Raw genomic sequence first — 12,334 nt, 5'->3', positions numbered from 1 at the left:
CCGCTGGAGGCCTTCGACCGCTCGATCGACGTGCACATCTCGCGCATCCGGGCGGTCATCGAGGACGACCCGAAGACGCCGCGGCGCGTGCTCACTGTGCGCGGCGCCGGCTACGTCTTCGCGAAGAAGCAGGACGCCGACGACGAGTCCTGAGCCTCGATGAAGTCGCTGTACCTGCGCATCTACCTGACGGTGGTGACCGTGCTGCTGCTGTTCGCGGCGGTGTCGGGCTGGGTGTTCCAGCGCCACCTCGACCAGGAGCGCGTGCGCGTCGAGGGCCTGGTGGGCGACCGAACCGTCGCCTGGGCCGAGCTGCTGCAGCGGGCGCTGCCCGGGGCAGGAGCGCCGGCCGACGAACAGGCGGCGGCCGTGCGCGACTGGTCGACCCGCCTGCGCATCGCGCTGGCACTCGACGACGCGCAAGGCCAGCGCATCGTGGCTACCGAGCTGTTCGAGCGCCGCCAGGGCGAGCAGGGCGCGCGCATCTCGTCGGTGAAGCTCGACGATGGGCGCACGCTGTGGATCGTGCGGCCGCGCCTGCGCCCGCCCCCTCCGGGACCGGGCGAGCCGCCGGGCCCGCGGCGTGACCCGCGCGGCGGGCCGCCCGACGACGTTCTGCTGCCCTTCATGCCGCCGGGCCTGCCGCGTGGCGTGGGTGTCGTGGTGTTCCTGTCGGTGCTGTTCGTCGCCGTGGCGGCGGGCGCCTATCCGGTCGTTCGGCGACTGACGCGACGGCTGGAGTCGCTCAAGCGTGGTGTCGAGCGCTTCGGCGCCGGGCAGCTCGACCACCGCGTCGTGGTGAGCGGTCGCGACGAGGTGGCGGCCGTGGCTGCGAGTTTCAACCACGCAGCGGCGCGCGTGGAGGCCCTGGTGCAGTCCAACAAGTCGCTGCTGGCCAATGCCAGCCACGAGCTGCGATCGCCGCTGGCCCGCATGAAGATGGCCGTGTCGATGCTCGACGAGGTGTCGCCGGCACAGCGCGATCAGCTCAAGCGCGAGATCGAGACCAACGTGGCCGAGCTCGACGCGCTGGTGGAAGAGGTGCTGCTGGCCAGCCGGCTCGACGCCTCGGAAACGCTGGACCGCCGCGACTCGGTCGACCTGCTCGGCCTGGCCGCCGAGGAGGCCGCGCGCGTCGACGCGGAGGTGGACGGGCCGTCGCTGCAGGTGCGCGGCGACGAGCGGCTGCTGCGGCGCGCCCTGCGCAACCTGCTGGAGAACGCGCGCCGCTATGGCGGCGACGAGGTGAAGGTGGAACTTGCGCGAACCCCGGCCGGGGCCGAAGCACGGGTCTGCGACCGCGGCCCCGGCGTGCCCGAGACGCTGCGCGAGCGCATCTTCGAGCCGTTCTACCGACTGCCCGGCCACGCCGAGCAGGCCGGCGGCGTCGGACTCGGCCTGAGCCTGGTGCGGCAGATCGCCCAGCGCCACGGCGGCAGCGTGCGCTGCGAGGCACGGCCCGGCGGCGGCAGCGTCTTCGTGCTCGCCCTGCCAGCGGCCTGACCCCCGGGCTGCACCGGGGCGGCGGGTGCCGCGTGCGGGTGCAGAATGGCGGCCCGTCGCACGCACCTTCTCCGCTTCCCATGCAGGGTCTGCTCCCGCTTCTCGCCGCGCTCGCGGCCTACCTGATCGGCTCGCTGTCGTTCGCGGTGATCATCAGCCGGCTGATGGGTCTGTCCGATCCGCGCACCTACGGCTCGGGCAACCCCGGCGCCACCAACGTGCTGCGCTCGGGCAACAAGGCGGCGGCGATCCTCACGCTGGTGTTCGATGCGCTCAAGGGCTACGTGCCGGTGCTGCTGGTGGCGATCTATGGCGGACGGTACGGCCTGGGCGAGGGCACGGCCGCGCTGGTGGGCCTGGCCGCCTTCCTCGGCCACCTCTGGCCAGTGTTCTTCAAGTTCCAGGGCGGCAAGGGCGTGGCCACCGCAGCCGGCGTGCTGCTCGCGCTCAACCCCTGGCTGGGCGCGGCGACGCTGCTGACCTGGATCATCATCGCCGCCTTCTTCCGCTATTCGTCGCTGGCGGCCATCGTTTCGGCAGCCTTCGCGCCGTTCTACCAGCTGCTGATCTGGGGCGCCGGGCCGACCGCGATCGCGGTGGCCGTGATGGGCCTGCTGCTGATCTGGCGCCACAGCGCCAACATCCAGAAGCTGCTCAAGGGCAACGAAAGCAAACTGGGCCAGAAAGCCAAGCCCCACGGAGGCAAGCCATGAACCTCGAGCACGGCCTGCACCGCTTCCACGTCGGCGATCGCCTGTCGGAGATGGCGGTGCACAACGGCACGGTCTACCTGGCCGGGCAGGTGCCCGACGATGCCACGCAGGACATCCGCGGCCAGACCGCGCAGGTGCTGGCGATGGTCGACAGGCTGCTGGCCGAGGCCGGCACCGATCGCGCGCGCATCCTCATGGCGCAGGTCTACCTGGCCGACATGGCCGACTTCGACGGCATGAACGCCGTCTGGGACGACTGGGTGCCGCCAGGCGACGCACCGCCGCGCGCCACGGTGCAGGCGAAGCTGGCCCGGCCGGAGTGGAAGATCGAGATCGTGGTCACCGCGGCCATCTGATGCCGGCGACGCCGCGAGCGCGGCGACAATACGGGGTTATGACCACACGAGTCCTCACCGGCATCACCACCACCGGCACGCCGCACCTGGGCAACTACGTCGGCGCCATCCGCCCGGCCATCGCCGCCAGCCGGCAGCCCGGCGTGGAGAGCTTCTTCTTCCTCGCCGACTACCACGCGCTGATCAAGTGCGACGAGCCCGCGCGCATCGAGCGCTCGCGCCTGGAGATCGCGGCGACCTGGCTCGCGGCCGGCCTCGACACCGAGCGTGTCTACTTCTACCGCCAGAGCGACATCCCCGAGATCCCCGAGCTGACCTGGCTGCTGACCTGCGTCACGCCCAAGGGGCTGATGAACCGGGCGCACGCCTACAAGGCCTCGGCGGACGCCAACCTCGAGGCGGGCGAGGACGTCGACGCCGGCGTGACCATGGGCCTGTTCAGCTACCCGATCCTGATGGCCGCCGACATCCTGATGTTCAACGCGCACCAAGTGCCGGTGGGCCGCGACCAGGTCCAGCACCTCGAGACGGCACGCGACATTGCGCAGCGCTTCAACCACCTCTTCGGCCAAGGCCGCGAGCATTTCGTGCTGCCAGAGGTGGTGGTCGACGAGCAGGTGGCCACGCTGCCCGGGCTCGACGGCCGCAAGATGTCGAAGAGCTACGACAACACCATTCCGCTGTTCGAAGGCGGCGCCAAGGGGCTGCAGGCGGCGCTGGCGCGCGTGGTCACCGATTCGAAGCTGCCCGGCGAGCCAAAGGACCCGGACAGCGCGCACCTGGTGACGATCTACGAGGCCTTCGCCGGCGCCGACGAGCGGGTGCAGTTCCGCGCCGACCTGAAGGCCGGGCTCGGCTGGGGTGACGCCAAGCAGCGCGTGTACGAGCGGCTGGAGCGCGACATCGCGCCGATGCGCGAACGCTACGAGTCGCTGATCGCCCACCCGGCGCGCATCGAGGAGGCGCTGATGGAAGGTGCGCGCAAGGCCCGCACCATTGCCGCGCCGTTCCTCGCGCAGTTGCGCGAGGCGGTCGGCCTGCGGCGCATGACGGCGGCGCTGTCGACGGCGGGCGAGAAGCGGGCGCAGGGCAAGCCGAAGCAGCCCGAGTTCAAGCAGTACCGCGAGGCCGACGGCCGCTTCTACTTCAAGCTGCTGTCGGGCGACGGCCGGCTGCTGCTGCAGAGCGAGGGCTTCGCCTCCGGCAAGGACGCGGGCCAGTGCGTGGCCCGCCTGAAGCGCGAAGGTGCGGCGGCGCTGGCCGGGGTGCCTGCCGCGCGGCCGGAAGGCGTCGGCGAGGCCGACGTCGCTGCCGCACTGGTGCAGCTGATGGCCGAGGAATGAAGAACATCGTCGTCCTGATCTCGGGACGCGGCTCCAACATGGAGGCCATCGTGCAGGCCTGCGCCACCGAGGGCTGGAACGCGCGCATCGCGGCCGTGGTGAGCAACCAGACCGACGCAGCCGGCCTGGACTTCGCCCGCGCACGCGGCATCGCCACCGCGGTGGTCGACCATCGCGCGCATCCGTCGCGGGAGGCCTTCGACGCGGCACTGCGCGAGGCCATCGACGCCTTCGCGCCCGACCTGCTGGTGCTGGCGGGCTTCATGCGCATCCTCACGCCGGGCTTCGTGGCGCACTACGCCGGCCGCATGGTCAACGTGCATCCCTCGCTGCTGCCGGCCTTCACCGGGCTGCAGACGCATCGGCGCGCCATCGAGGCCGGCTGCAAGGCGGCCGGCGCGACGGTGCATTTCGTCACCGCCGAACTCGACCACGGGCCGATCATCGCCCAGGCCGTGGTGCCGGTGCTGCCCGGCGACACCGAAGAGACGCTGGCCGCCCGCGTACTCGCACGGGAGCACGTGCTCTATCCGCGCGCCGTGCGCTGGCTGGTCGACGGCCTGCTGCGCGTGGAAGGCCAGAGCGTGCGACACCTGCGCGGCGAACCCCAGCTTCTCGTCTGATGCATCCGAACGCCCTGCTCGAACTCGCCACCGAACTGCTGCACCGCGTGCTGCAGTTCAAGCACCCGGCCGACGGCGTGGTGTCGGACTTCTTCCGCCAGCACAAGGCGCTGGGCAGCCGCGAGCGCCACACCCTGGCCGAGACCACCTACGCCGTGCTGCGCCAGCGCCTGCTGTTCCAGCATCTGGCGCAGTCGGGCAAGGGCGAGATGGAGCGGCGCCTGGCCGTCCTCGGCTGGCAGGGCAACGAGGGCTTCCTGCGCGCCGCGCTGTCCGAGGCCGAGCAGCAGTGGCTGGCCCAGGTGCAGGCCGTCGACCGCTCGGCGCTGGCCGAGAAGCTGCGCCACAACCTGCCCGACTGGCTGGCCGAGGCGCTGCAGCGCGAGCTCGGCGACGACTTCTGGCCGTTCGTCGAGAGCATGAGTGCGGGTGCGCCGCTGGACCTGCGCGTCAACACCTTCAAGGCCAGGCGCGACGAGGTGAAGGCGGCGCTCGCCCAGGTGGGCATCGAAGCCGAGGACACGCCGTACTCGCCGATCGGCCTGCGCGTGCACGGCAAGCCGGCGCTGCACAAGCTCGAGGTCTTCACCCGCGGCGACGTCGAGGTGCAGGACGAGGGCAGCCAGCTGCTGGCGCTGCTTCTCGATGCCAAGCGCGGCGAGATGGTGGTGGATTTCTGCGCCGGCGCCGGCGGCAAGACGCTGGCGCTCGGCGCGGCAATGCGCAACACCGGTCGGTTGTACGCGTTCGACACTTCGGGTCACCGGCTGGCGGCGCTCAAGCCGCGGCTGGCGCGCAGCGGGCTGTCCAACGTCTACCCGGTGCAGATTGCCCACGAGCGCGACGAGCGCATCAAGCGCCTGGCCGGCAAGATCGACCGCGTGCTGGTCGACGCGCCCTGCTCGGGCCTGGGCACACTGCGCCGCAACCCCGACCTCAAGTGGCGCCAGACGCCGCAGGGCATCGAGGAGCTGCGCGCCAAGCAGGCGGCCATCCTGGCCAGCGCGGCACGCCTGCTCAAGCCGGGCGGTCGCCTCGTCTACGCCACCTGCAGCCTGCTCAGGGAAGAGAACGAAGCCATTGCCGAGGCGTTCACCGTGGCCAGCCAGGGCAGCTTCACTCCGCTGCCGGCGGAGCAGGCGCTCGCCGCTGCCCGCGTGGACAGGAGCTTCGAACTGGTGCGCAATGGCTGCCTGCGGCTCTGGCCGCATCGGCACGCCACCGATGGCTTCTTTGCTGCGTTGTGGCAAAAGACTTGATCGGTCGCAAATAGCCGCCATCTGCAGTCAAGTGGCGGTGTGACATCACGTAGTTTCCGCGTTCCATCCGGAGCCCCGCCACTTACAATCGCACTGCCGTTGTTCTTGACGGCGATCTAGGCGGGTTCATGGAAATTCTTTCGTCGGTTTGGGACGGCATCGTGTCGTGGCTGTCCAATGGTTTGATCGAGACCACCTGGTGGCAGGTGCTGGCCTTCACGCTGGTGGCCACGCACATCACCATCGCGGCGGTGACGATCTTCCTGCACCGTTCCCAGGCACACCGTGCGCTGGACCTCGGGCCCGTCCCCTCCCATTTCTTCCGCTTCTGGCTGTGGCTGACCACCGGCATGGTCACCAAGGAGTGGGTGGCCATCCACCGCAAGCATCACGCCAAGTGCGAGACGGTCGACGACCCGCACAGCCCGCAGACGCGCGGCATCAAGAAGGTGCTGCTCGAAGGCAGCGAGCTCTACCGCGCCGAAGCCAAGGTGCAGGAGACGCTGACCAAGTACGGCCACGGAACGCCCGATGACTGGCTCGAGCGCAACCTCTACACCCGCTACAGCTGGCAGGGGGTGGGGCTGATGCTGATCATCGACCTGATGCTGTTCGGTGCCATCGGCGCCACGGTGTGGGCGGTGCAGATGCTGTGGATCCCGATCACCGCGGCCGGCATCATCAACGGCATCGGCCACTGGTGGGGTTATCGCAATTTCGAGGCGCAGGACGCTTCCACCAACGTTTCGCCCTGGGGCATCGTGATCGGTGGCGAGGAACTGCACAACAACCACCATACCTACCCGACCTCGGCCAAGCTGTCGGTCAAGCCCTACGAGTTCGACATCGGCTGGCTCTACATCCGCGTGCTCGAGACGCTGGGCTGGGCCAAGGTGCGCAAGACGCCGCCGATGCTCAAGCTCGGTGAGGTCAAGCCGGTGGCCGACGGCAAGACGCTGGAGGCGATCATCGCCAACCGCTACGAGGTGATGGCCAAGTACGCGAACGAGATGCGCGCTGCCTGCGGCGCCGAACTCGAGCGCCTGAAGGCGCAGGGCGGCGAGAACACCGCGCGCGTCAAGCAGATGCTGCTCGCGCAGCGCTGGCTGCACCGCGACGAGGAGAAGATCCCCGCCGAGCTGCGCGCAACGGTGGCCCAGGCGGCGGCCAGTTCCGATTCGCTGGCGAAGCTGGTGGCGATGCGCGAGGAACTGCGCCAGCTGTGGACGCGTACCAACGTGTCGGCCGAGCAGCTGGTGGCCGATCTGCAGGCCTGGTGCCGCAAGGCCGAGGACAGCGGCATCGCCGCGCTGCGCGAGTTCTCGCTCAAGCTGCGCGCCGCCCACGCCTGAGGGCGCATCACCCAAAACAAAAGGGCCGCGGAAGCGGCCCTTTGTCATTGGAAGCGGCTGAAGCGATTACTTCAGCTTGGTTTCCTTGTACTTCACGTGCTTGCGCGCCTTCGGATCGAACTTCATGATCTCGATCTTCTCGGGCGTCGTCTTCTTGTTCTTGTCGGTCGTGTAGAAGTGACCGGTGCCGGCCGACGATTCCAGCTTGATCTTCTCGCGTCCACCTTTGGCCATGTCGTGCTCCTAGATCAGAGTTCGCCCTTGGCGCGAAGATCGGCAACCACCTGGTCGATGCCGACCTTGTCGATCAGGCGCAGCGCGGCGTTGCTGACGCGCAGACGCACCCAGCGGTTTTCGGTTTCCAGCCAGAAGCGGCGGTACTGCAGGTTCGGCAGGAAACGGCGCTTCGTTTTGTTGTTGGCGTGGGAGACGTTGTTCCCCACCATCGGGCGCTTGCCCGTGACTTGACAGACGCGTGCCATCGCTCGCTACCTCGCTTCAGGTCTATCCAATGGATTTCGTGCCGACGGATTTCGGCAAAGACCGCGAGTATAGCTGATTTCCGGCCGGCTCTACTGCTCCAGGAAGCGCTGGGCGTCCAGCGCCGCCATGCAGCCGGTGCCGGCGCTGGTGATCGCCTGGCGGTAGACGTGGTCCTGCACGTCACCGGCGGCGAACACCCCGTTCACGCTGGTCATCGTGGCCATGCCGTTCAGGCCGCCGCGGGTGATGATGTAGCCGTCCTTCATCTCCAACTGGCCCTTGAAGATGTCGGTGTTGGGCTGATGGCCGATGGCGATGAAGCAGCCCTTGAGCGCGATGTCGGTGCTGGCGTCGCTCTGCGTGTTCCGGATGCGCACGCCGGTGACCCCGGAGTCGTCACCCAGCACCTCGTCGAGCGTGTGCCACAGGTGCAGTTGCATCGTGCCGGCTTTCACCCTTTCCATCAGCTTGTCGACCAGGATCGGTTCGGCGCGGAACTTGTCGCGGCGGTGGATCAGGTGCACCTTGCTGGCGATGTTCGACAGGTACAGCGCTTCCTCGACGGCGGTGTTGCCGCCGCCGACCACGCAGACCTCCTGCCCGCGGTAGAAGAAGCCGTCGCAGGTGGCGCAGCCGCTGACGCCGCGGCCCATGAACGACTGCTCCGAAGGCAGGCCGAGGTACTTGGCGCTGGCGCCGGTGGCGATGATCAGCGCGTCGCAGGTGTAGCTGCCGGAGTCGCCGGTCAGCGTGAACGGGCGCTGGCTCAGGTCGACCTGGTTGATGTGGTCGAACACGATCTGGGTGTTGAAGCGCTCGGCGTGGCGCTGGAAGCGCGCCATCAACTCGGGGCCCATCACGCCGTCGACGTCGGCCGGCCAGTTGTCGACCTCGGTGGTGGTCATCAGCTGCCCGCCCTGGGCGATGCCGGTGATCAGCACCGGCTTGAGGTTGGCGCGGGCGGCATAGACGGCAGCGGGGTAGCCCGCCGGGCCGGAGCCGAGGATCAGGACTTGGGCGTGCAGGGTGGGGGTGCTCATGGGAAAACGCCTCGAAAACGGGGAAGTGTCGGCAATGACACCACAACTCAGGGTCGCGAGTCTGGCATGGGGCCGGAACCGGTTGGCGTCATTTCTCGTAATGACGACAATAGTCCCCGGCGCTGAAATGTGGCATTTTCACGCGCACGGGCGCAACCCGGCGTCCGCTGACAGGGCCCGACCGGCCACAGCACTCGAAACAGAACGAAGGGAAAACGTATGGCGATGCTCTCCAACCTGGACCTGATCCGGCGTGTGCCGCTCTTTTCGATGCTCACCAACGATCAGGCGCAGAGCATCGCCGACAGCGTCGTCAAGCGGCGTTTCCGGCGCGGCGAGATCATCGTCGAGCACGGCAAGAAGTCCAACGCGCTGTTCATCCTGCTGACCGGCCGCGCCCGCGTGCTGACCTCCGACTCGCGCGGCCGCGAGGTCATCCTCGCCGTGCTGCAGCCCGGCGACTACGTCGGCGAGATGAGCCTGATCGACAACGAGCCGCATTCGGCCACGGTGCGTGCCGAGGTGCAGACCGACATGCTGATCCTCGGCCGCGCCGAGTTCGCCCGCTGCCTGCCGGAGAACTCCAGCCTGTCGTACGCGATCATGCGTGGCCTGGTGCAGCGCCTGCGCAGTGCCGACCGGCAGATCGAGTCGCTGGCCCTGCTCGACGTCTACGGCCGCGTCGCCCGCGCCCTGCTCGACATGGCCGAGATGGACGGTGACACCAAGATCATCCGCAACAAGGTCTCGCGGCAGGACCTGGCCAAGATCGTCGGCGCGTCGCGCGAGATGGTCAGCCGCGTGATGAAGGACCTGGAGGAGCGCGGCATGGTCCATACGCAGGAGAACGGCTCGGTGATCATCAAGGAGCAGCTCACCGGCTGATGCCCGCCCGATCGCGCCCTGCGCGGGTGGGGCGCGTCACTGCCTGAAGGAAGCCCAGGGTGTCCCGACGATGCTGGAGTCGGGAGTCGATGTGCTGTTGCTGGCCAGGAACAGATCGACGTCGACCACGCTCGCGCGCGCCGTCATCAGGAGGCGGTCTCCCTGCGCATCGGTCATCCGCAGCTGTCCCGAGCCCGGGTCGCTGGTGGTGATGTCGAACGGCGTGATCTGAGTCAGCACATAGATGTCGCTGCCGAGCTGCAGGCTGCCGTTGATGCTCGCCACAACGGTCGTGCCAGACTCGGTGCGATCGACGTCGAAGTTGAGGATGGCGACCTCTTCGCCGGTGTCGGTGTTGGTCACGGAAACCATGTCCTGGTAGCGCACGAAGCTGCGCAGGCCGCCGATCACCGGCGACACCCACAGCCGCGCCGAGCCGTCCAGGCTGCCGATGCTGGCCACCGACAGCAGATCCATCGTGACCGTGGCGTCGAATGCCGCAGGCTGTGCTCGCGTATCGAGCACGACCGCGTTGAAGCGCATCGTGAAGCCACCGTTGATCGCCGGTGCGCCTGCTCCCCCGAGGCAATCGGCATACGAGAACGTCACGGTGTCGCCGGTGGTCAGCAGCCGATTGTTGTCGGCGTCATCGACGGTGACCGTCACCGTGCCCCCGGCGACGCAAGCCTGCACGTCCTGCTCGATCGCCAGCGGCCGCGCGCGTTCGGCGCGCGTCAGGTGTGCCGCGGCCCGCCCGGCCAGGTGCAGGGGTTGCGAGCGCGCCGTTCCCAGCGGCTGGCTGACGGAAACGTCTCCCCCCAGCGCGGACAGCAGTGCCTCGATCGCATCCGTGGACACTTCGGGCAGATTGGACGTGTTGATGTCGGCGCCCGCCGAGGCCACGCCAGTGCGGATGTCGCTCGGAAATTTGACGGTCGGCTCGTCGGCGCCGCCACCGCCGCCACAGGCGACGAGTGCGGCAGCGGCAATGCCGGCGACGGCGATTCGGATGCGGGCGCTGGGTCGGTTCAATTCGGCCTCGGAGGGGTATGAAGACAGCCGCGAGTGTGACCCGGCACGGCTCCCAGCGCACGCCGCGCCGGCCGCGCCCGCGATCACCCCCCAACCCCTAGGGAGCCGGCGAGCAACGACAATCCGGGCGTGAGTACCGCCCTCGACACCCGCCGCCCGCCTGCCGGCGCCCGCGCGCTGACCAGCTACAAGCCGTACTGGGCACGGCGCTTCGGGCCGGCGCCCTTCCTGCCGATGAGCCGCGCCGAGATGGATGCGCTCGGCTGGGATTCGTGCGACGTGATCGTGGTGACGGGCGACGCCTACGTCGACCACCCGAGCTTCGGCATGGCGGTGATCGGCCGCACGCTGGAGGCGCAGGGCTTTCGCGTCGGCATCATCGCGCAGCCCGACTGGCAGTCGGCCGATCCGTTCAAGGTGCTGGGCAAGCCGAACCTGTTCTTCGGCGTGACCGCCGGCAACATGGATTCGATGATCAACCGGTACACCGCCGACCGGAAGATCCGCAGCGACGACGCCTACACGCCCGGCGGCGAGGGCGGCAAGCGGCCCGACCGCAGCTCGCTGGTCTACGCGCAGCGCTGCAAGGAAGCCTACAACGACGTCGCCGTAGTGCTCGGCGGCATCGAGGCCAGCCTGCGCCGCATCGCCCACTACGACTACTGGCAGGACAAGGTGCGCCGCTCCATCCTGGTCGACAGCAAGGCCGACCTGCTGCTGTACGGCAACGCCGAGCGCGCGATCGTCGAGATCGCCCACCGCCTGGCGCGCAAGGAACCGGTGGAGGCAATCACCGACGTTCGCGGCACCGCCTTCATGCGCCGCGCCGACGACCCGACGGCCGAGGGCTGGTTCGAGATCGATTCGACCGAGGTCGACCGCCCGGGCCGCATCGACTCGCACATCAATCCGTACCTGACCACGTCCGAAGCGGCCGCGTCGCAGGGCGCGAGCTGTGCGAAGGAAGAGGGCGCGAAGGCCGAAGACGTCAAGCCGATCAGGTTCGTGCCCAAAGCCACCGGCCGCATCACGATGCCGCCGCGCGAGCGCACGGTGATCCGCCTGCCGAGCTACGAACAGGTGAAGAGCGACCCGGTGCTCTACGCCCACGCCAACCGCGTGCTGCACCTGGAGACCAACCCCGGCAATGCGCGGGCGCTGGTGCAGCGTCATGCGGACCGGGATGTCTGGATCAACCCACCGCCCATCCCGCTGAGCACCGCGGAGATGGACCATGTGTTCGACCTGCCCTACGCGCGCTGCCCGCATCCGCGCTATGCCGACGAGGGCGGCGGCCACGACGGGCCGACCAAGATCCCGGCGTGGGAGATGATCCGCTTCAGCGTCAACATCATGCGCGGCTGCTTCGGCGGCTGCACCTTCTGCTCGATCACCGAGCACGAGGGACGCATCATCCAGAGCCGCAGCGAAGACTCGGTGATCCGCGAGATCGAGGAGATCCGCGACAAGGTCAAGGGCTTCACCGGGGTGATCAGCGATCTCGGCGGGCCGACGGCCAACATGTACCGCATCGGCTGCAAGAGCCCGGAAATCGAGGCGGCCTGCCGCAAGCCGAGCTGCGTCTATCCCGGTATCTGCCCGAACCTGAACACCGACCACGGCCCGCTGGTGCACATGTACCGCCGTGCCCGGGCGCTGCGCGGCATCAAGAAGATCCTGATCGGCTCGGGGCTGCGCTACGACCTGGCGGTGCGCTCGCCGGAGTACGTGAAGGAGCTGGTCAC

Annotated in this window: 14 protein-coding genes; 10 read left to right on the top strand and 4 right to left on the bottom strand. The window is 68.8% G+C overall.

The features are described 5' to 3' along the window. From AB7U92_RS10825 to AB7U92_RS10790, 8 genes are all read left to right on the top strand, one after another. On the top strand, positions 1–153 hold a 153-nt coding region (locus tag AB7U92_RS10825; RefSeq protein ID WP_428576202.1), incomplete at its 5' end, for a winged helix-turn-helix domain-containing protein. A 6-nt stretch (positions 154–159) separates the two neighbouring features. Next, on the top strand, positions 160–1,503 hold the full coding sequence (locus tag AB7U92_RS10820) for a HAMP domain-containing sensor histidine kinase (protein ID WP_428576201.1): 1,344 nt from the start codon (positions 160–162) through the stop codon (positions 1,501–1,503). A gap of 80 nt (positions 1,504–1,583) precedes the next feature. Next, positions 1,584–2,216 (top strand): glycerol-3-phosphate 1-O-acyltransferase PlsY, encoded by a 633-nt coding sequence (plsY, locus tag AB7U92_RS10815; RefSeq protein WP_428576200.1) that lies wholly within the window; start codon positions 1,584–1,586, stop codon positions 2,214–2,216. Next, on the top strand, positions 2,213–2,572 hold the full coding sequence (locus tag AB7U92_RS10810) for a RidA family protein (RefSeq protein WP_428576199.1): 360 nt from the start codon (positions 2,213–2,215) through the stop codon (positions 2,570–2,572). The genes plsY and AB7U92_RS10810 overlap by 4 nt, the downstream gene beginning before the upstream one ends. A gap of 38 nt (positions 2,573–2,610) precedes the next feature. Next, positions 2,611–3,915, top strand: coding sequence for a tryptophan--tRNA ligase (locus tag AB7U92_RS10805; RefSeq protein ID WP_428576198.1), 1,305 nt, complete (start codon positions 2,611–2,613; stop codon positions 3,913–3,915). Further along, a complete protein-coding gene (gene purN / locus AB7U92_RS10800) occupies positions 3,912–4,538 on the top strand; it encodes a phosphoribosylglycinamide formyltransferase (protein ID WP_428576197.1) in 627 nt (208 codons plus the stop codon). Before AB7U92_RS10805 ends, purN begins: the two co-directional genes overlap by 4 nt. Then, positions 4,538–5,797 carry an RsmB/NOP family class I SAM-dependent RNA methyltransferase gene (locus AB7U92_RS10795; protein ID WP_428576196.1) on the top strand — a complete coding sequence of 420 codons (1,260 nt, stop codon included), beginning with the start codon at positions 4,538–4,540 and terminating at the stop codon, positions 5,795–5,797. Before purN ends, AB7U92_RS10795 begins: the two co-directional genes overlap by 1 nt. Before the next feature lie 128 nt (positions 5,798–5,925). Further along, a complete protein-coding gene (locus tag AB7U92_RS10790; RefSeq protein ID WP_428576195.1) occupies positions 5,926–7,149 on the top strand; it encodes a DesA family fatty acid desaturase in 1,224 nt (407 codons plus the stop codon). Positions 7,150–7,215: 66 nt separating this feature from the next. Here the strand turns inward: AB7U92_RS10790 and rpmG are convergent, their stop codons facing one another. The 3 genes from rpmG to trxB all read right to left on the bottom strand — a co-directional run bounded on the left by rpmG (position 7,216) and on the right by trxB (position 8,672). After that, a complete protein-coding gene (gene rpmG / locus AB7U92_RS10785; protein WP_428576194.1) occupies positions 7,216–7,383 on the bottom strand; it encodes a 50S ribosomal protein L33 in 168 nt (55 codons plus the stop codon). A gap of 14 nt (positions 7,384–7,397) precedes the next feature. Further along, positions 7,398–7,631 (bottom strand): 50S ribosomal protein L28, encoded by a 234-nt coding sequence (gene rpmB, locus AB7U92_RS10780; protein WP_112188296.1) that lies wholly within the window; start codon positions 7,629–7,631, stop codon positions 7,398–7,400. 90 nt (positions 7,632–7,721) lie between these two features. Continuing rightward, positions 7,722–8,672 (bottom strand): thioredoxin-disulfide reductase, encoded by a 951-nt coding sequence (gene trxB, locus AB7U92_RS10775; RefSeq protein WP_428576193.1) that lies wholly within the window; start codon positions 8,670–8,672, stop codon positions 7,722–7,724. Positions 8,673–8,891: 219 nt separating this feature from the next. Here trxB and AB7U92_RS10770 point away from each other — a divergent pair, with 219 nt between their 5' ends. Continuing rightward, complete coding sequence (locus AB7U92_RS10770) at positions 8,892–9,557, top strand: Crp/Fnr family transcriptional regulator (protein ID WP_428576192.1); 666 nt, start codon at positions 8,892–8,894, stop codon at positions 9,555–9,557. Positions 9,558–9,593: 36 nt separating this feature from the next. Here the strand turns inward: AB7U92_RS10770 and AB7U92_RS10765 are convergent, their stop codons facing one another. Next, positions 9,594–10,589: a hypothetical protein gene (locus AB7U92_RS10765; RefSeq protein WP_428576191.1), complete on the bottom strand. Its 996-nt coding sequence runs from the start codon at positions 10,587–10,589 to the stop codon at positions 9,594–9,596. 129 nt (positions 10,590–10,718) lie between these two features. Here AB7U92_RS10765 and AB7U92_RS10760 point away from each other — a divergent pair. Further along, a partial coding sequence (locus AB7U92_RS10760) for a YgiQ family radical SAM protein (RefSeq protein WP_428576190.1) occupies positions 10,719–12,334 on the top strand: 1,616 nt, incomplete at its 3' end.

The sequence above is a fragment of the Piscinibacter sp. genome, from assembly GCF_050175855.1.
In the GTDB taxonomy this organism is placed as follows: Bacteria; Pseudomonadota; Gammaproteobacteria; order Burkholderiales; family Burkholderiaceae_C; genus Piscinibacter.
The sequence above is the reverse complement of the archived record's forward strand: the minus strand, read 5'-3'. Positions and strand labels throughout refer to the sequence as shown.

Bases quoted from the DNA above. Each gene is read 5' to 3' on its own strand.
- AB7U92_RS10820 (WP_428576201.1), top strand. From the start codon at position 160: ATGAAGTCGCTGTACCTGCGCATCTACCTGACGGTGGTGACCGTGCTG.
- rpmG (WP_428576194.1), bottom strand. From the start codon at position 7,383: ATGGCCAAAGGTGGACGCGAGAAGATCAAGCTGGAATCGTCGGCCGGC.
- rpmB (WP_112188296.1), bottom strand. From the start codon at position 7,631: ATGGCACGCGTCTGTCAAGTCACGGGCAAGCGCCCGATGGTGGGGAAC.
- AB7U92_RS10810 (WP_428576199.1), top strand. From the start codon at position 2,213: ATGAACCTCGAGCACGGCCTGCACCGCTTCCACGTCGGCGATCGCCTG.
- AB7U92_RS10795 (WP_428576196.1), top strand. From the start codon at position 4,538: ATGCATCCGAACGCCCTGCTCGAACTCGCCACCGAACTGCTGCACCGC.
- AB7U92_RS10805 (WP_428576198.1), top strand. From the start codon at position 2,611: ATGACCACACGAGTCCTCACCGGCATCACCACCACCGGCACGCCGCAC.
- AB7U92_RS10770 (WP_428576192.1), top strand. From the start codon at position 8,892: ATGGCGATGCTCTCCAACCTGGACCTGATCCGGCGTGTGCCGCTCTTT.
- trxB (WP_428576193.1), bottom strand. From the start codon at position 8,672: ATGAGCACCCCCACCCTGCACGCCCAAGTCCTGATCCTCGGCTCCGGC.
- plsY (WP_428576200.1), top strand. From the start codon at position 1,584: ATGCAGGGTCTGCTCCCGCTTCTCGCCGCGCTCGCGGCCTACCTGATC.
- purN (WP_428576197.1), top strand. From the start codon at position 3,912: ATGAAGAACATCGTCGTCCTGATCTCGGGACGCGGCTCCAACATGGAG.
- AB7U92_RS10790 (WP_428576195.1), top strand. From the start codon at position 5,926: ATGGAAATTCTTTCGTCGGTTTGGGACGGCATCGTGTCGTGGCTGTCC.